The sequence below is a fragment of the Streptomyces sp. NPDC016677 genome (assembly GCF_055562815.1).
This window is the reverse complement of record NZ_JBVHEO010000003.1, coordinates 297,112-313,919: the sequence shown is the minus strand read 5'-3', so window position 1 is coordinate 313,919 and position 16,808 is coordinate 297,112. Positions and strand designations below refer to the sequence as shown.

The window sequence follows — 16,808 nt, the reverse complement described above, 5'->3', positions numbered from 1 at the left end:
TCTTCCTGTCTCGTCCGTGGTGACGAGCGCACAGTAGGAAGACGGTGGTGGCCGACGCGTCATACCGGGGAGCCAAGCCGCCGTGATACCCGGGTAGGGGGTGGACCCGGCACCGCCGTCGACGCCGCACCTCTCCCCAGGGAGTTCACACGGCGGGACACTTGACCGCGGGTCCGGCGGGGAAGGACCTGTGGACGGGCGGGCGGCACAGGGGACGACCGGGGCCCTCGGAGGGGGAGGGGACATGCGGGACAGTCATCGCGTGGAGGCCGAACGGCTGCTGGTGCGGGCCGTGGAGGAGGAGGTGCGGCGCACCGGCGGACGGGTGGACGGCGGGGTGCTGCTGTCCCGGGCGCGCGGCGCGCTGGACTCGATGGCGCGGACCGCCGCCGAGGAGTACGAGGCGTACACCCGGGCCCTGGACGAGACCGAGGCGGGCCGGCTCACCTTCCGCCAGCGCTACGCCCGGGAGGGTGCGGGCGCACCGCTCGCGGTGGCTGCCGTGGCGGCGGTCGCGGCGGTGGTGGCCGACGTCGCGCTGGGCACCGGCACGGGCACCGCGGTGGGCGCGGGCCTGGCGGTCGGGGTGGTGGGCGCGGCGGCGACGGTGGTGAAGGTGGTCGGCGCGCACCTGCCCGCCGCCCATCACCGGGCGGGCGCGGTCAACCAGCCGGGCGGGCCCGAGCAGTTGCGGCTGCAGTGGCTGACGGCGCTGGAGGTACGGGGCATCCGGCCGTTCCTGGACCAGCAGCGGGTGCTCGCCGCCTCCACCGGCGGCGGCAAGCCGGGGCCGAAGCTGCGCGGCGCGGACAAGAGCGCGGCGGCGCGGGGGCGGACGGTGCTGGAGCAGTCGTTCGGGCAGCTCCCGGAGCCGCCGGGCGCCTTCGCGGGCCGGCGGCAGGAGACGGCCCGGCTGCGGCAGTGGGTGCGGGCGGCCCGCGCCGGCACGGAGACCAAGCCGACGGTGGTGGTGCTGCACGGGGCGCCCGGCAGCGGCCGTACGACGCTGGCGGTGCGCGCCGCCCACGATCTGCGGGACCATTTCCGCGGCGCCTGCCTCGTCGATCTGCGCGGGGACACCCCCGGGGAGTCGCCGCTGCCCACCCGGGACGCCCTGCTGCACCTGCTCAACCGGCTCGGCGCGCCCCGCGAACAGCTGCTGTTCCGCGAGCGGTCCTCGGCGGCCCAGCAGGTCAGACGGCTGAGCGAGCTGTACCACCAGCATCTGACGGGCGTCCCGGTCGTCGTCGTCCTGGACGACGCCAGCGACGCGGAACAGGTCCGCACGCTCATTCCGGAACGCTCCGACAGCCTGGTCCTGGTCACCGCGCGCCGGCCGCTCGAACTGCCCGCGGACCTGCCCGCCCGGGTGCACCACCTGCCGGTGGAGCCGCTGGACGCGGCGGGCGCGGAGGAGCTGCTGGCGTCCGCCGCGCAGGACGCGTCGGGGCCCTACGACGCCGACTCCGCCGACCTCGTCCGGGAGCTGTGCGGCGGGCTGCCGCTGGCGCTGCGGATCGCCGGTTCCGCCCTCGGACCGCGCTCGCCGCGCGCCCTCGCCGGTGACCTGGGCGCCTACGGTCCGGTGGAGCCGGTCGAGCGGGCGCTGTGGCTGCGCTACACCGACCAGACGGAACCCGCCCGCCGGCTGCTGCGCCGGCTCGCGCTGGCCGGCCGTACCTCGCTGGGCGCCGCCGCCGCTGCCGCGCTGCTGGCCACCGGCGAGCCGGAGGCGACCAGACACCTGACGGCGCTGTCCCGGGCGGGGCTGATCGACCACGTGCGCGGCAGCCGGTACCGCCTGCACGACGTGGTGCGGGCCTTCGCGCGGGCCCGGCTCCTCGACGAGGAGGAGGCGGCCGAGCGGGCGGCGGCGCAGGAACGGCTGATCGCCAACTACGCCGAACTGGCCGACTCCGTGCTGCGCCTGGTCGACGGCAACATGTCGACCCGCTCGGACCGGATCGGGCCGCACGGCTTCACCTCGCTGGACGAGGCGCTGCGCTGGCTGGACGACGAGTCCAGCTTCATCACGGCGACGCTCCGGTACGCCGAGGGCGTCGACCAGCGCGCGGTGCTCAATCTGCTGGGCGCGCTGTGCGACTACTGCCTGCTCCGCGGCGACCTGTACCGGCTCGGTGAGATCAGCGACCTGGCGCAGGCCGTCGACCAGGGGCTGCTGCTGCGCTCGGTGCAGTGGCGCACCGGTATCGCGGCCCGGCAGCTCGGCGAGCTGGACACGGCGCGGACCACGCTGGCGTCCGTGGTCGACCTGTATCTGGAGGCGCAGCACGACGCGGGCGCGGCGCGGGCGCTGACCTCGCTCGGCATCACCCTGCACCACCAGGGCGACCTGACCGGGGCGGCGGCCAAGCTGCACGAGGCGCTGGACCTCCAGGCCGCCCCCGAGCTGGCCACCGACCGGGCGTGGACGCTGCACGCCCTGGCGGCGGTGCAACGGGACCGTTCCCGGCTGGCCGAGGCCCTGGGGCTGCTGGAGGAGTCGCTGCTCCTGCACCGCGCGGGCGAGTCGGTGCACGGCCAGGCGTGGGCCCACTTCCAGCTCGGCCAGCTGCACCTGCGCCGGGGCGACGTACCGCGCGCGGAGGCCGACCTGCGGGCGGCGCTGGGCCTGTACGGCCGTACCCAGGACGTGCGCGGCGAGGCGTGGGCGCTGACCCAGCTGGCGCGGGCCCGGCTGGTCGCGGGCGAGGCGTCCCGCGCGGCGGAGGAACTGCGCCGGGCGGTCGGCCGGCACCGGGACAACGAGGACGCGCGCGGCGAGGCGTGGACGCTGTACTACCTGGGCCAGGCGCTGGAGGAGACCGGTGACCTGGACCGGTCCGTGCGCGAGCTGGAACGGTCCCGCACGATGTTCTCCCGGATGCGCGACGTGTACGGCCTGGCCTGCGCCCGGCACCACTCGGCCCGCGTCACCCGCGACCAGCGCGCCGCGCAGACCGGCTCGCTGCGCAACTCCGGTTTCGCCCGGCAGCTCCTGGTCGACGCCCGCGCCGACTTCCACCGCATCGGCGTCGCGCACGGCGAGGCGTGGACCTGTCTGGAGCTGGCGGTGGTCGACGCGGGCAACGGCCGCACGGCGCAGGCGCTGGCCCTGTGCGACGAGGCGGTCACCCTGTTCGCCTCGTACGGCGACCGGCGCGGCGACGACTGGGCCCGCTTCCTGCGCTGCACCCTGCTGCCGTACGCCGCCCCCGGCGGGGTGGAGGTCGGCACGGCGGTGGCGCAGGAGGAGCTGGCCCAGCTCTCCCGCGCGGGCCACCCGGCCCGTGACCCTCGCCTGGAGGAGGGCCTGGGCGCCTACCAGCTCCTGCTGGAACGGGGCGTCCAGCTGGAGTCCGGCTGGCAGGCCTGGCGCCTGGGCATGGTCCCGAACCGGCACGCCCGGGAGGTCATGGGGGTGGAGGTGGAGATCAGGCAGGGGTGAGCCAGGGGGATCAGGCAGGGGTGGGGATCAGGCGGGGACGGGGCAGGAGTCAAGGACGAAGCAGGAGCCAGGCAGGGACAGGGATCAGTCAGGGACGAGGCAGGAGCCAAGGACGAGGCAGGAGCCAGGCAGGGACAGGGATCAGTCAGGGACGAGGCAGGAGTGAGCGGCCCGGCGACTCGTCGCCGCCCGGCCGTCCGTCCACGCCGCCGCTCAGCCCTGCCGCGGCGCTCCTCAGCCCCGCTGCGGCTCGACCCGGCCGGAGCCCGGGCCGCCCTTCCCGGACGCCTCCGGCTCCGCGTCGGGGGCCTCCTTGAAGTCGACCTTGCCCATGTGCCGGTTCATGGACCGCATCAGGAACCACACCGCCACGGCCATCACCGCGAAGACGATGAAGCCGAGGACACCGGGGGTGACCTTGTCCTCGTCCACCTCGGCGAGGGTGACGAGGTGCGTCATTGCCAGGCTTGCGCTTGCGCTCATGTCAGGCATTGTCCCGGATGCCCGCGAAGAGGTCGTCCTCGGGGAGGGAAGTGTCCACGAGCGACTTCGCGAGCTCGTACTCCTCGGTGGGCCAGACCTCCTTCTGGACCTCCATCGGCACCCGGAACCATCCGCCGTCGGGGTCGATCTGCGTGGCGTGCGCGATCAGCGCCTTGTCGCGGATCTCGAAGAACTCGGCGCACGGGACGTGCGTGGTGAGCGTGCGCTCCACGCGCTCCGTCTCGTTCCAGCGCTTGAGCCAGTCCCCGTAGGGCGACTCCAGGCCGCGGTCCAGCATCGCCTGGTGCAGGGCCTCGGTGCGGGGCCGGTTGAAGCCCTGGTTGTAGTACACCTTCAGCGGCTGGTACGCCGGTCCGTACTCGCTCTCCGGGTACTTCTCGGTGTCCGTCGCCCCCTCGAACGCCACCATCGTGATCTTGTGGGTCATGATGTGGTCGGGGTGCGGGTAGCCGCCGTTCTCGTCGTAGGTGGTGATCACCTGGGGCCGGAAGGAGCGGATCTTGCGCACCAGCTCGCCGGCCGCCTTGTCGACGTCCTCCAGGGCGAAGCAGCCCTCCGGCAGCGGCGGCAGCGGGTCGCCCTCGGGCAGCCCGGAGTCGACGAAGCCGAGCCATTCCTGCTTGACGCCCAGGATCTCGCGGGCCTCGTCCATCTCCTTCCTGCGCACCTCGTGGATGTTCTCCTCGATGTACGGGTCGCCCTGGAGCCTGGGGTTGAGGATGGAGCCGCGTTCCCCGCCCGTGCAGGTCACCACGAGCACGTCCACCCCCTCGGACACGTACTTCGCCATGGTGGCCGCGCCCTTGCTCGACTCGTCGTCGGGGTGGGCGTGGACGGCCATCAGTCGCAGCTGATCAGTCAAGACTCGGTCCTCGGTTAAGTCGGCGCCCCGGTGTCTGCGGGCGCGGTCGGCGGCTTCTATAGTGACCGAATCGCAGGGCGAATAATTCCGGGGTCCGGCTCCGGGGCCCCTGCCGGGACGTCCGTCCCGCTCCTGCCGAGAGGACGATCATGAGTACGGCGACGACGCGCCCGCCCGAGAGCCGCTACGGCCGCTCCTCGGACGCTCAGGCCGACCGCACGCTCAAGGTCGTCGGCGCCGTTCTCGGGGTCGCCCTGCTCGCGCTGATCGGCTGGTTCGGCTACCACTACGTGGCACAGAACGAGATCAGCGGCGAGGTGATCACCTTCGAGACCGGCGAGAAGTCGGTCAAGGTGCACCTGGAGGTTCACAAGGACGCCGGCGTCAGCGGCTACTGCACCGTACGGTCCCAGGCGGAGGACGGCGCCGAGGTCGGCCGGGCCGACTTCCGCTTCACCGGCGACGAGACCCGCTTCGACGAGGTCGTCACCCTGCGCACCAAGGCCCCGGGCACGACGGCGGAGCTGATCGGCTGCCACGCGGACTGACCCGTGGAGCGCGGACCGGTCTTCTTCTCCGGTTTCCGTCGCGGCTGACCTGCGCCAACGGGAAACTGGTGGCTTATGTCCTCCCCCTTTGGCCACTCAATTGTTAGGCTCGTGGTTTCGCCCTTCCGTGGAGGAACATGTTCCTGGGTAGGGCGATGCTTTGTATTCCCAGTACGGACGAGGAGCACCTGTGACCCAGACCAGCGAGAACGTCACCTGGCTGACCCAGGAGGCGTACAACAAGCTCAAGGAAGAGCTTGACTACCTTACTGGTCCTGCGCGCACGGAGATCTCTGCCAAGATCGCCGCGGCGCGTGAGGAGGGGGACCTGCGCGAGAACGGCGGGTACCACGCGGCGAAGGAGGAGCAGGGCAAGCAGGAGCTCCGTGTCCGCCAGCTGACCCAGCTCCTGGAGACCGCCAAGGTGGGCGAGGCGCCGGCGGCCAACGGCGCCGTGGCGCCCGGCATGGTCGTCACCATCGCCTTCGACGGTGACGAGGACGACACCCTGACGTTCCTGCTCGCCTCCCGCGAGTACGCGAGCGCCGACATCGAGACCTACTCGCCGCAGTCCCCGCTGGGCTCCGGCGTGACCGGCCACAAGGTCGGTGACGACGCGGAGTACGAGCTGCCGAACGGCAAGAAGGCCTCCGTGAAGATCCTGAAGGCCGAGCCGTACAACGGCTGATCCCGGCCCCCTCCCCGAGGACCTTGACCGGCCCCGGCGTCCTGTGACGCCGGGGCTCCGTCATGCCGGTCCCCGGCCGTGGTGGCCGCCCCCCTCAGTTGCTCGACGAGCCGCTCAGGTGGCGGTGGGCGCCTCGTGGCCTTGACGCGCCCGCGGAATCGGCCCGGAGCACGTCGACGGCGGCGAGGACGGCGCCCTCACGTCAGCCGAGGAGCGGGCGGGCGCTCACCCGTCGGCCGAGCGGTACTTGCGCACCGCGAGCGTCCGGAACACGGCGATGATCAGCACCGACCAGATCAGCGACGCCCACACCGGGTGCTGCATGGGCCACGCGTCGGACTGCACGACGCCCGGGTTCCCGAACAGTTCGCGCGCCGCCTGCACGGTCGCGCTGAACGGGTTCCACTCGGCTATGTGCCGCAGCCAGGGCGTCATCTGGCTGGAGTCGACGAACGCGTTCGAGATGAAGGTCACCGGGAACAGCCAGATGATGCCGCCGGAGGTCGCCGCCTCCGGGGTGCGGACCGAGAGTCCGATGAGCGCGCCGATCCAGGTGAAGGCGTATCCGAGCAGCAGGAGCAGACCGAAGGCGCCGAGGATCTTCGCGGCGTTGGTCGGCTCGGCCGAGCCCGTGCGCCAGCCGACGATCAGCGCCACGATCGCGAGGACGACCATCGTGATGCACGTCTGGACGAGGTCGGCGACGGTCCGGCCGGTCAGCACGGCGCCGCGCGCCATCGGGAGCGACCGGAAGCGGTCGACCAGCCCCTTCTGCATGTCGTCCGCGATGCCGGCGGCCGAGCCGGCGGTGGCGAAGGTGACCGTCTGGGCGAAGATGCCCGCCATCAGGAAGTCCTTGTAGACGTCCGGGTCGGTGGTCCCCCCGACGCTCATCGAGCCGCCGAAGACGTAGGTGAAGAGGACGACGAACATGACGGGCTGGATGATCCCGAAAAGGACCATCTCGGGAATCCTGGTCATCCGGATCAGGTTCCTGCGGGCGATGACCAGCGAGTCGGCGACCATGCTCATGCGGGGCACCCCTTCCCTCGGCTCGGGCGCGTGCGGACGGTGTCGGTGACGGCGCTCACCGGGCGGTCTCCTCTTCGCTCTCCTGGCCGGCTCCCCCGGACTCGGCCACGTGACCGGTGAGGGAGAGGAAGACATCGTCCAAGGTGGGGCGGCGCAGGCCGATGTCGTCGATCTCTATGCCGCGGGTGTCCAGCTCGCGGATGATCTCGGAGAGCAGCTTCGCGCCGCCGGTGACGGGGACGGTGAGCTTGCGCATGTGGTCCTCGACCGTGGTGTCGCCCTTGCCGAAGCCGCGCAGCACCTCCGAGGCGGCCGGGAGGTGCTCGCGCTCGTGCACCACGACCTCGACGCGCTCGCCGCCGGTCCGTGCCTTCAGCTGGTCGGAGGTGCCCTGGGCGATCACCCGGCCGTGGTCCACCACCGCGATGTCGTGGGCGAGGTGGTCGGCCTCCTCCAGATACTGGGTGGTGAGCAGCAGCGTCGTACCGCCGGAGACCAACTGCTTGATGACCTCCCACAGTTGCTGGCGGTTGCGGGGGTCGAGGCCGGTGGTCGGCTCGTCCATGAACATCACGGGCGGCGAGACGACGAGGGCGGCGGCGAGGTCGAGCCGGCGGCGCATGCCGCCGGAGTAGGTCTTGGTGGTCCGGTCGGCGGCGTCGGAGAGGTGGAACTGCTCCAGCAGCTCGGTCGCGCGGCGCTTCGCTTCCTTGGCGCGCATCTGGTAGAGCCGGCCGACCATCTGGAGGTTCTCCCGGCCGGTCAGGTATTCGTCCACCGCCGCGAACTGGCCGGACAGGCCGATGGAGCGACGTACGGCGTCGGGCTGCTTCAGCACGTCGAGGCCGGCCACGACCGCCCTGCCGCGGTCCGGGCGCAGCAGGGTCGTCAGGCAGCGGACGGCGGTGGTCTTCCCCGCGCCGTTCGGCCCGAGCAGGCCCAGGACCGTACCCTCGGGGACATCGAGGTCGACGCCGTCCAGAGCCCTTACAGTGCCGAAGGTCTTCACCAGACCCTCGGCGTAGATGGCGCCAGGCATATGAGTCTCCACGTCGTCGGGGATTCTGTCGTCGGGATTCTGCGGAAAGCCTAGATTTGCCGTTCTGGTCCCGCTTTTCTTCATGCATGGCTTCTTGCGCTTCCGCGCGTGCGTCGCCGCGGGACCGCGTGCCGCGAGTACGGCGGCACACGCTTCACATTATCGCGATGTATCGCGTCTTACAATGGGCTCACCCGAACGGGTGGCCGGTGCGTGGCCGGGCCGGGCGGCCCTACCGCATGACCGTGTAGCCCGCGTCGCGCAGCGCCTGGCCGACCTCGACGCAGTGCTCGGGACCCTTCGTCTCCAGATGCAGTTCGACCTCCGCCTCCGTGAGCCCGAGCCGCGGATCGGTCCGCACATGGCTGACGTCCAGAACATTGGCATCGACCACTGACAACACCCCCAGCAGCGTGGCGAGGGCGCCCGGCCGGTCCGTCAGCCGCAGCCGTACCGCCAGGTAGCGGCCCTGCGCCGCCATGCCGTGCCGCAGCACGCCCTGCATCAGCACCGGATCGACATTGCCCCCGGACAGCACCGCCACGACCGGGCCCTCGAACGACCCCGGCTCGGCCAGCAGCGCCGCGACCGGGCTCGCCCCGGCCGGTTCCACCACCAGCTTGGCCCGCTCCAGACACAGCAGCAGCGCCGCCGACAGCTGGTCCTCGGTGACCGTGCGCACCTCGTCCACCAGGTCCCCGACGATCCCGAACGGCACGTCGCCGGGCCGCCCCACCCGGATGCCGTCGGCCATCGTCACCGGCTGGGCGAGGGAGACCGGACGCCCGGCCGCCAGCGACGGCGGGTACGCCGCCGCGCCCTCGGCCTGCACGCCCACGATCCGCACGTCGGGCCGCACCTCCTTCACCGCGACCGCGATCCCGGCCGCCAGCCCGCCGCCACCGACGCCCACCACGATCGTGCGGACCTCGGGGCACTGCTCCAGGATCTCCAGACCGACCGTGCCCTGGCCCGCGATGACGTCGGGGTGGTCGAAGGGGTGGATGAACACCGCCCCCGTCTCCCGCGCGTACTCCTGGGCGGCGGCCAGCGTCTCGTCGACGACCTGGCCGTGCAGGCGCACCTCGGCGCCGTACTCCTGGGTGGCGCTGATCTTGGGCAGCGGGGCGCCCTTCGGCATGAACACGGTCGAGGCCACGCCCAGCAGCGACGAGGCGAGGGCCACGCCCTGCGCGTGGTTCCCGGCGCTGGCGGCGACCACACCGGCGGCCCGCTGCTCCGGCAGCAGGCCGGCGATCCGCACGTAGGCGCCGCGCAGTTTGAAGGAGCCGGTCCGCTGGAGGTTCTCGCACTTGAAGTGCACGGGCGCGCCGACCAGCTGGGACAGGTGCCTGCTCCCTTCCATCGCCGTCATCCGCGCCACGCCCGAGAGCATCTTCCGGGCCCCGCGCACATCGTCGAGGGTGACGGGGCGCGAGAGGTCAGCCGTGCTGTAGCTCATGACATCCAGCATCGCAGTTCACGGGCCGCGCCCGTCGTCGTGACCACCGTCCGAGACCGGCTTTGCGCAGCGCCCCCACGCCCCGGGCCCGGGCCGCGTACCCTGTCCCCCAACCCAGCAGCCCTTCACGAAGTGAGCCTCCGGCCATGCCCACAACACCTGAAATGTCGATGGACATGACGACCGCCGGTGACCCCGGTCTCCTCGACACGTTGCAGCACGAGGTCGCGGTGTTCGCCCGTCGTGCCGAGCAGACCCGGCTCGGTGGCGTCGGGCAGGTGCGCAACACCATGGACCGCGCCGCGTACCTGCTGCTCAACCGCCTCGACAAGGAAGGCCCGATGGGCGTCAAGGCGCTCGCCGCGAGCATGGGGATCGACTCCTCGACGGTCACCCGGCAGGTCGCCCCGCTCGTCGACACCGGCCTCGTCAAGCGCACGTCGCACCCCGAGGACGGCCGCGCGGTCGTGCTCCAGCTCTCCCAGCGCGGGGTGTCCCGGCTGGACGAGGTGCGTTCCTCCCGCCGTCAACTGATGGCCGAACTCACCCAGGACTGGGCACCGGAGGAGCGCGAGACGTTCTGCGCGCTCCTCACGCGCTTCAACAGCGCCCTGTCCGCCCGTATGGCCCCCCAGGGGAGCGGCGGCGCGGAGACCCCGCCGGTCTCCTGAGCACCGCCCGGTACGGCCGCGCACGGCCGCGTACGGCTGATGCGCTCCCGGCCCTTGACCGCCGGGCCGCCGCTGTCCTCAGATGAGACCGGCGGGGTCGCCCGCAGGCGGGAGGGCGCGGTGCGCGAACGGCATGCGGCGCGGGGTGCCCGCCGGGCCCGGGAGTTCGAGGCGTTCGTCGCGGGCGCGGCGGGGCGGCTGCTGCATGCCGCCACCCTGTTCACGGCCGAGGCCCCGGACGACAATCGGCACGCCCGGCGCCTCCTGACGCTCTCCCTCGCCCACACCTACGCCCGCTGGGACCGGCTGCGCGGCGAGGACCCGTACGACCTCGCCCGCCAGTACCTCGCCACCCGCTTCGCCCGCGAGGCCTGGCACCGCCACCGCCTCCCCGGACGCGCCCGGACGCGGCCGGCCGGTCCGCTGGCCGCGCTGAGTCCGCTGGAGCGCCTGGTCCTGGTCCTGCGGCTGTACGAGGGCGTCGCCGAGGAGCAGGCCGCGGCCCTGCTGGGCCTGGACCGGGACCGGGTCCGCGCGGTCTGCGACCGGGCCACGGCGACCCTGCTGCACGCACCGGCACGGCCGGCCCGGCCGGCGGCGCCCGGACGGCCCCGCGCGCGGGCGACGTCATGAGCCACGCGCGCGTAGGGCGAGTCCTGGCCAGGGCCGCCTGCGGCGGACGGAGGCGGCCGTGAACCGGCCCGAGCGGGAGGCGGCGGTACGGCGGATCATGGAGCAGTCGCCGCCCCGGCTACCGCCCGGCCTGTACGCCGACGCCGTCCGGCTCGGCGACCGCGCGCTGCGCCGCCGGACCGCCGCCCGCCGCCTGCTGTGGCTGCTGCTCCTCACCGCCGCCGTGGCCTTCACCGTCTGGGCGCTGACCGCCCGCCCGTGGGTGGCCCCGCCGTCCGGGACGACGCCTCCGCCGATGGGCTGGTGACCGGTCAGCCCAGGGCCTGCTGGAGGTCCTCCAGCAGGTCGTCGGCGTTCTCGATGCCCACCGACAGCCGCACCAGGTCGGCCGGGACCTCCAGGGCGGAACCGGCCGCCGAGGCGTGCGTCATCCGTCCCGGGTGCTCGATCAGCGACTCGACGCCGCCCAGGGACTCGCCCAGCGTGAACACCTTCGCGCGGTTGCAGACCTCGACGGCCGCCTCCTCGCCGCCCTCCACCCGGAACGAGACCATCCCGCCGAACGCCCGCATCTGCTTGGCGGCCACCTCGTGCCCGGGGTGGTCCGGCAGCCCCGGGTACAGGACGCTCGTCACGCGCGCGTGCCGGGTGAGCAGGTCGGCGACCTTGCCGGCGTTCTCGCTGTGCCGGTCCATGCGCACCGCGAGCGTCTTGGCGCCGCGCAGCACCAGCCAGGAGTCGAAGGGCCCGGCGACCGCGCCCATCGCGTTCTGGTGGAACGCCAGCTCCTCGCCCAGTTCGGGGTCGCTGACGACCAGCGCGCCGCCGACGACGTCCGAGTGGCCGCCCATGTACTTGGTGAGGGAGTGCACGACGACGTCCGCGCCGAGGGCGAGGGGCTGCTGGAGGTAGGGCGTGGCGAAGGTGTTGTCGACGACGAGCCTGGCCCCGGCGTCCCGGGCCACCTGGGCGACGGCGGCGATGTCGGTGATGCCGAGCAGCGGGTTGGAGGGCGTCTCCACCCAGACGGCCTTGGTCTTCGGGGTGAGCGCGGCCCGTACGGCGGCGGGGTCGGAGCTGTCGGCCACCGACCACTCCACGCCCCAGGCGGTGGCGACCTTGGCGAAGAGCCGGAAGGTGCCGCCGTAGGCGTCGTCGGGGATGACCACGTGGTCGCCGGGGCGCAGCAGCGTACGCAGCAGGCAGTCCTCGGCGGCCAGTCCGGAGGCGAAGGCGAGGCCGCGGCGGCCGCCCTCCAGAGCGGCGAGGTTCTCCTCCAGCGCGGTCCGGGTCGGATTGGCGCTGCGGCTGTACTCGTAGCCGCCGCGCAGGCCGCCGACGCCGTCCTGCTTGTAGGTGGAGACCTGGTAGATCGGCGGGACGACCGCGCCCGTCAGGGGGTCGGCGGTGTTGCCCGCGTGGATCGCGAGGGTCTCGAAGTGCTGACTGAAATGCCTGTCGCTCATGGGGCTGAGCGTAGTGCGCCGCGAGCGTCCACGACGTGCGCGAGGACGTACGGCCGGGCGGGTTTTCCACAGGCTCGGGGGCAGGTTGGCCAATTGTCGGCGCGGTCTGGTTCGCTTGAGGCATGGAGATTCTCTGGGTCCTGCTGGCGCTGGTCATGATCGGCTTCGTGCTGCTCCCCGTCTTCCGGCGCCGGCGCGGCATGATCGAGCAGGTGCCGCCCGGTCATCCGGACGCCGCGGACCCCGCGCACTACGGCTTCGTCCTGGAGGAGGAGCTGGACATCCGGATGCCCGGCCCCGACCAGGACCTGATCGACGTCCTGGACCTGGTGCAGCGCACCCGGGACTACCGCGCGGCGCTGCAGCTCCTCGCCGGTACGGAGGCGGAGGGCGAGCGGCGCTGGCAGCGGGTGCAGGCGTTCGCGGGCGCGGCGGCGCTGGAGCTGCAGCAGCGGCCCGGCGGGGTCACGGACACGCCGGGCGGCCAGTGGCTGCGGGTGTGGCGGGCGGAGAACCCCAAGGAAGCGGGCGGCGCGGCGGTGCACGCCGAGTTCCTGGTGCAGCAGGCGTGGCGGACGTCGACGCCGGGCACGGACGAGTTCCGGATCATCATGGAGGAGGCGCGGGCGGCGTGCGGCGACGCGGCGCTGCTGGCCCCCGGCGATCCGGTGCCGTACATCATCGAGCTGTCGGTGGCCCGCGGCCTGGGCTACGAGCGCGCGGAGTTCGAGCAGCTCTGGCTGAAGATCCTCGACCGCGCGCCGGCGCACATGGGGGCGCACCTGGCCGCGCTGCACTACTGGTGCGAGAAGTGGCACGGCTCCCGGGAGCTGGCCTACTCCTTCGCCGAGGCCGCGGCGGCCCGCGCGCCCAGGGGCTCCCTGCTCGCCGCGATGCCGCTGTTCGCGGTGTTCGAGCACCTGCCCGAGGTCAACCTGGTCAGCGGTTTCCACCAGAGCGAGGTCGTCACCAAGGCGGTCCACGGCGCCCTGCACGCGGTCCACGGCGCCCGCCCCGACGACCCGATGTCGGCGCACGTCCGCCATCTGCTGCTCTTCTTCCTGGTCCGCGGCGAGCGCTGGGCCGAGGCCATGAACCAGCTGGTCCACATAGACGGCCACGTCGGCGCCCTCCCCTGGACCCTGTCCGCCGACCCGGCGGCCGAGTTCGCGGTCTACCGGGCCCTGGCGGTGGCGGGCTACGAGGCCAACGGGGGCAGCCCGGCGACGCTGCCGCACTGATCCCGTCGGGGCTGCTGCCGGTGGCGGCCGCCGCATCGCGTAAATCGATGGCGGACGGAGATCCGCCGGCCGCACGCTGTGCTCCATGGAAGAACCGCACCGCGGGATCCGTGCCCTCTACACGGCATCCACGATCACCGTCTACCAGGCGTACGCGCCCGAGATCGGCCGGCCTGCGACTGACCAGGGCCGATTCCCCAGCGCGTGGAAGCGCGACCGCATGACGTGGATCAAGCCGTCGTTCCTGTGGATGATGTACCGCTGCGGCTGGGCCACGAAGCCCGGGCAGGAGACCGTGCTCGCCGTCGAGATCACGCGTGACGGCTTCGAGTGGGCGCTGCGCAACGCGTGCCTGTCGAGCCACGTACGCGGACTGCACCCCGACCGCGACGCCTGGCAGCGTGAGGTGAAGCGGGCGCCGGCGCGCGTCCAGTGGGACCCTGAGCGCGATCTGCGCCTCCAGCCCCTGCCCTACCGGTCGCTGCAGCTCGGGCTCTCCGGCGAGGCTGTCCGGCGGTACGCGGACGAGTGGACGGTCTCCATCCGCGACGTGACTCCGCTCGCCCACGAGATCCACGCACGCGTGAGCGGCGGCGCCCCGGACGCCGCGGCCCGGTTGCTGCCGGAAGAGCGGGCCTACCCCGTCGCGGACGAACTGATGGCCCACCTGCGCCCATGACCGCGGCCGCGCTCGGTCGGGGACGGGGGGACTGTTCGACGAGTCGCGGCCACGTCGCGGCCCATCGGCAGCGGGTTCCTTGACCTTGACACCGTGACAGGGCGTTCACTGCTGTCACCTGTCACCGCTTGCCGAGGAGGCGTTCACGATGGCCATGGAAGAACCGGAGACGGAGCCGCCGCGCGCCCTCCGGGCGCTGGCGGACGACCGCTCCTCCGTGCGCCTGAGCGCGGCTCTGGCCGTCGGTACGGTGCCGGATCCGCGGTACGTCGACGCGCTCGTCGAGCGCTGCGCGGTCGAGCCCGAGTTCTTCGTCCGGGACATGCTGACCTGGGCGCTCACCCGGCACCCGGTCTCCTTGACGCTCCCCGCGCTGCTCCGCGAGGTCCGCTCCGAGCGGGCGCGGGCGCGGAGTCAGGCGTTGCACACACTGTCCAAGATCGGGGACCGGCGGGCGTGGCCGGCGATCACCCGGGAACTGCTGACCGACGCCGACGACGAGGTGGCGCGCAGTGCCTGGCGGACCGCGGTCCTGCTGGTGCCGGAGGATGAGGAGCCGGAGCTGGCCGCGGTGCTGGCGACGCAGCTCGGGCGGGGCGGGCGGGAGACGCAGCTCAGTCTGAGCCGGGCGCTGGTGGCACTGGGGGAGGCGGCGACGCCGGTACTGCGCGCCGTGGCCGTTGGCTCCGACCGGGACGCGCGGGCGCACGCGCTGGCCACGGAACGGCTGCTGCGCGACCCGGACGCGGGGTTCGAGTTCGCGATCGAGGAGGCGAAGCGCGTCGTGGCCCTCGGCGGGGCCGGCCGTCAGGAGGGACGATAGGGCGTGTTGATCGGTGAGGTGGCGCGGCGGTCCGGGGTCAGCGCCCGCATGCTCAGGCATTACGAGTCGCTGGGCCTGCTGCGGCCCTCGGGACGGACGGGCTCCGGTTACCGGGAGTACTCCGGCGAGGACATCCGGCGGATCTTCCACATCGAGAGCCTGCGGTCGCTGGGGCTGTCGCTGCGCGAGATCGGGCGGGCGCTCGACGATTCCGGCTTCACGCCCTCGGCGCTCGTCGACGACCTCATCCGGCAGACGCGCCGGCGCATCGCGGCCGAGACCGAGCTGCTGACGCGGCTGCGCCGGATCGACGCCGCGGAGCCCGCCGGCTGGGAGGACGTCCTCCAGGTCGTCGCGGTCCTCCAGGCGCTGGGTTCGAAGAGCGCCGTCGACCGTCAGCGCGCGGCCCTGTCCTCGGGCGACGAGGTTCCGGTGCCGGTGGAGGCCCTGGTCGAGGCGGTACTGAGCGAGACGGACCCGAACGTCGCCGGAGCCCTGCGCTGGGCGCTGGCACGGTCGGGCGACGGCAGCGACGACGGCGGTGCGGCGCTGCTGGCCGACGCCCTCGGCTCACCGGTGGCGGCGGTGCGGGAACGGGCCGTCCGCTCCCTCGCCGCGCTGCCCGGCGACCGGGCCGCCGCGCGGCTGCGGGAGGCCCTCGCCCACCCCGATCCCGTGGTCCACGGCCAGGCCGCCCTGGCGCTCGGGACGCGGGGGTCGGCGGACACCGTCCCCACACTCGTCGACATGATCGCGGACGGCAGGAACGACACCGACGCGGCCGACGCGCTGAGTGTGCTGGCGGACGACGCGGCGACGGCGGAGCGGATCGCCACCGCGCTGGCCGACCGCCTCGCCCACGGCGCCTCCACCGCGCCCGCCCGGGTGCGGCTGACCCAGGCGCTGGCGGACATCCCGGGGCCCACGGCCTCCCGCGCCCTCGTGCAACTGTCGTCCGACCCGGACCGCGCGGTCTCGCTCACCGCGACGTACCTCCTGCGGCTGCGCGACGCGCGGTGACGGGCCACGCGGTGACGGGCCGCGCAGCCCGCGGCGTCAGCCCTCGGCGCGGGCCGGCAGCCGCCAGCCCGGGCGCGGGAAGTGACAGGTGTAGCCGTCGGGGTAACGCTCCAGGTAGTCCTGGTGCTCGGGCTCGGCCTCCCAGAAGGGGCCGACCGGCTCCACCTCGGTGACGACCTTGCCCGGCCACAGCCCCGAGGCGTCCACGTCCGCGATGGTGTCCTCCGCGATGCGCTTCTGCTCGTCGTCCACGTAGTAGATCGCCGAGCGGTAGCTCATGCCGATGTCGTTGCCCTGGCGGTTCTTGGTGCTCGGGTCGTGGATCTGGAAGAAGAACTCCAGGAGCGCCCGGTAGTCGGTCTGCTCCGGGTCGAAGAGGATCTCGATGGCCTCCGCGTGCGTCCCGTGGTCGCGGTACGTCGCGTTCGGCACGTCACCCCCGGTATAGCCGACCCGGGTCGCCGTCACGCCCGGGAGCTTGCGGATCAGGTCCTGCATCCCCCAGAAGCATCCGCCCGCCAGCACGGCCCTCTGCGTCTGCGCGGCCATCGCGGCCTCCACTCTCTGTCACTTCAGTGTCACTGAATCACTCGGGCCCCTCGGCTCACACACCACGGGCGCCCACGGCCACCCGTCACAACGCACGAGCGCCCCGCGCGATTCCGCGCCCGGGACACACGTCAGATTCTTGA

The 16,808-nt window shown here is 73.0% G+C and carries 17 protein-coding genes; 10 read left to right on the top strand and 7 right to left on the bottom strand.

The window, feature by feature from the left end:
* The first annotated feature begins 244 nt into the window (after positions 1–244).
* Positions 245–3,448, top strand: coding sequence for a tetratricopeptide repeat protein (locus ACZ3IG_RS11205; protein ID WP_467430994.1), 3,204 nt, complete (start codon positions 245–247; stop codon positions 3,446–3,448).
* Positions 3,449–3,682: 234 nt separating this feature from the next.
* Here ACZ3IG_RS11205 and ACZ3IG_RS11200 read toward each other — a convergent pair whose 3' ends face one another.
* Complete coding sequence (locus ACZ3IG_RS11200; RefSeq protein WP_467430993.1) at positions 3,683–3,940, bottom strand: hypothetical protein; 258 nt, start codon at positions 3,938–3,940, stop codon at positions 3,683–3,685.
* Entirely contained in the window at positions 3,933–4,814 is an 882-nt protein-coding gene (gene mca / locus ACZ3IG_RS11195; protein ID WP_467430990.1) for a mycothiol conjugate amidase Mca, read from the bottom strand. Before mca ends, ACZ3IG_RS11200 begins: the two co-directional genes overlap by 8 nt.
* A gap of 149 nt (positions 4,815–4,963) precedes the next feature.
* On the opposite strand from mca, the gene ACZ3IG_RS11190 reads away from it, so the two are divergent.
* Positions 4,964–5,362 (top strand): DUF4307 domain-containing protein, encoded by a 399-nt coding sequence (locus ACZ3IG_RS11190; protein ID WP_467430989.1) that lies wholly within the window; start codon positions 4,964–4,966, stop codon positions 5,360–5,362.
* A gap of 190 nt (positions 5,363–5,552) precedes the next feature.
* Positions 5,553–6,050, top strand: a complete 498-nt coding sequence (greA, locus tag ACZ3IG_RS11185; RefSeq protein ID WP_215164619.1) for a transcription elongation factor GreA — start codon at positions 5,553–5,555, stop codon at positions 6,048–6,050.
* Between the two features lie 225 nt (positions 6,051–6,275).
* On the opposite strand, the gene ACZ3IG_RS11180 is transcribed toward greA, so the two are convergent.
* From ACZ3IG_RS11180 to ilvA, 3 genes are all read right to left on the bottom strand, one after another.
* Positions 6,276–7,082 carry an ABC transporter permease gene (locus tag ACZ3IG_RS11180; protein ID WP_467430988.1) on the bottom strand — a complete coding sequence of 269 codons (807 nt, stop codon included), beginning with the start codon at positions 7,080–7,082 and terminating at the stop codon, positions 6,276–6,278.
* Between the two features lie 55 nt (positions 7,083–7,137).
* Positions 7,138–8,121, bottom strand: coding sequence for an ATP-binding cassette domain-containing protein (locus tag ACZ3IG_RS11175; protein ID WP_467430985.1), 984 nt, complete (start codon positions 8,119–8,121; stop codon positions 7,138–7,140).
* 232 nt (positions 8,122–8,353) lie between these two features.
* Positions 8,354–9,583, bottom strand: a complete 1,230-nt coding sequence (gene ilvA, locus ACZ3IG_RS11170; protein WP_467430983.1) for a threonine ammonia-lyase — start codon at positions 9,581–9,583, stop codon at positions 8,354–8,356.
* Between the two features lie 164 nt (positions 9,584–9,747).
* Here ilvA and ACZ3IG_RS11165 point away from each other — a divergent pair, with 164 nt between their 5' ends.
* From ACZ3IG_RS11165 to ACZ3IG_RS11155, 3 genes are all read left to right on the top strand, one after another.
* On the top strand, positions 9,748–10,254 hold the full coding sequence (locus ACZ3IG_RS11165; protein ID WP_467431663.1) for a MarR family winged helix-turn-helix transcriptional regulator: 507 nt from the start codon (positions 9,748–9,750) through the stop codon (positions 10,252–10,254).
* A 120-nt stretch (positions 10,255–10,374) separates the two neighbouring features.
* Positions 10,375–10,887 (top strand): RNA polymerase subunit sigma-70, encoded by a 513-nt coding sequence (locus tag ACZ3IG_RS11160; RefSeq protein ID WP_467430981.1) that lies wholly within the window; start codon positions 10,375–10,377, stop codon positions 10,885–10,887.
* Between the two features lie 58 nt (positions 10,888–10,945).
* Positions 10,946–11,194 (top strand): hypothetical protein, encoded by a 249-nt coding sequence (locus ACZ3IG_RS11155; protein ID WP_467430979.1) that lies wholly within the window; start codon positions 10,946–10,948, stop codon positions 11,192–11,194.
* 4 nt (positions 11,195–11,198) lie between these two features.
* Here ACZ3IG_RS11155 and ACZ3IG_RS11150 read toward each other — a convergent pair whose 3' ends face one another.
* Positions 11,199–12,353, bottom strand: a complete 1,155-nt coding sequence (locus ACZ3IG_RS11150) for a cystathionine gamma-synthase (RefSeq protein WP_467430978.1) — start codon at positions 12,351–12,353, stop codon at positions 11,199–11,201.
* 122 nt (positions 12,354–12,475) lie between these two features.
* On the opposite strand from ACZ3IG_RS11150, the gene ACZ3IG_RS11145 reads away from it, so the two are divergent.
* From ACZ3IG_RS11145 to ACZ3IG_RS11130, 4 genes are all read left to right on the top strand, one after another.
* The gene (locus ACZ3IG_RS11145) at positions 12,476–13,594 is read left to right on the top strand and encodes a hypothetical protein (protein ID WP_467430976.1); all 1,119 of its coding nucleotides are present in this window, start codon (positions 12,476–12,478) and stop codon (positions 13,592–13,594) included.
* An 85-nt stretch (positions 13,595–13,679) separates the two neighbouring features.
* The gene (locus tag ACZ3IG_RS11140; protein ID WP_467430974.1) at positions 13,680–14,273 is read left to right on the top strand and encodes a DUF4291 domain-containing protein; all 594 of its coding nucleotides are present in this window, start codon (positions 13,680–13,682) and stop codon (positions 14,271–14,273) included.
* Positions 14,274–14,421: 148 nt separating this feature from the next.
* Positions 14,422–15,096 (top strand): HEAT repeat domain-containing protein, encoded by a 675-nt coding sequence (locus ACZ3IG_RS11135; protein ID WP_467430973.1) that lies wholly within the window; start codon positions 14,422–14,424, stop codon positions 15,094–15,096.
* Positions 15,097–15,099: 3 nt separating this feature from the next.
* Positions 15,100–16,116: a MerR family transcriptional regulator gene (locus ACZ3IG_RS11130; protein ID WP_467430971.1), complete on the top strand. Its 1,017-nt coding sequence runs from the start codon at positions 15,100–15,102 to the stop codon at positions 16,114–16,116.
* A gap of 36 nt (positions 16,117–16,152) precedes the next feature.
* On the opposite strand, the gene msrA is transcribed toward ACZ3IG_RS11130, so the two are convergent.
* Positions 16,153–16,665, bottom strand: coding sequence for a peptide-methionine (S)-S-oxide reductase MsrA (gene msrA / locus ACZ3IG_RS11125; RefSeq protein ID WP_215164607.1), 513 nt, complete (start codon positions 16,663–16,665; stop codon positions 16,153–16,155).
* Positions 16,666–16,808 lie beyond the last annotated feature (143 nt).

Bases quoted from the DNA above. Each gene is read 5' to 3' on its own strand.
- ACZ3IG_RS11205 (WP_467430994.1), top strand. From the start codon at position 245: ATGCGGGACAGTCATCGCGTGGAGGCCGAACGGCTGCTGGTGCGGGCC.
- ACZ3IG_RS11200 (WP_467430993.1), bottom strand. From the start codon at position 3,940: ATGCCTGACATGAGCGCAAGCGCAAGCCTGGCAATGACGCACCTCGTC.
- ACZ3IG_RS11190 (WP_467430989.1), top strand. From the start codon at position 4,964: ATGAGTACGGCGACGACGCGCCCGCCCGAGAGCCGCTACGGCCGCTCC.
- ACZ3IG_RS11180 (WP_467430988.1), bottom strand. From the start codon at position 7,082: ATGAGCATGGTCGCCGACTCGCTGGTCATCGCCCGCAGGAACCTGATC.
- ACZ3IG_RS11175 (WP_467430985.1), bottom strand. From the start codon at position 8,121: ATGCCTGGCGCCATCTACGCCGAGGGTCTGGTGAAGACCTTCGGCACT.
- ilvA (WP_467430983.1), bottom strand. From the start codon at position 9,583: ATGAGCTACAGCACGGCTGACCTCTCGCGCCCCGTCACCCTCGACGAT.
- ACZ3IG_RS11165 (WP_467431663.1), top strand. From the start codon at position 9,748: ATGTCGATGGACATGACGACCGCCGGTGACCCCGGTCTCCTCGACACG.
- ACZ3IG_RS11150 (WP_467430978.1), bottom strand. From the start codon at position 12,353: ATGAGCGACAGGCATTTCAGTCAGCACTTCGAGACCCTCGCGATCCAC.
- ACZ3IG_RS11145 (WP_467430976.1), top strand. From the start codon at position 12,476: ATGGAGATTCTCTGGGTCCTGCTGGCGCTGGTCATGATCGGCTTCGTG.
- ACZ3IG_RS11140 (WP_467430974.1), top strand. From the start codon at position 13,680: ATGGAAGAACCGCACCGCGGGATCCGTGCCCTCTACACGGCATCCACG.
- ACZ3IG_RS11135 (WP_467430973.1), top strand. From the start codon at position 14,422: ATGGCCATGGAAGAACCGGAGACGGAGCCGCCGCGCGCCCTCCGGGCG.
- msrA (WP_215164607.1), bottom strand. From the start codon at position 16,665: ATGGCCGCGCAGACGCAGAGGGCCGTGCTGGCGGGCGGATGCTTCTGG.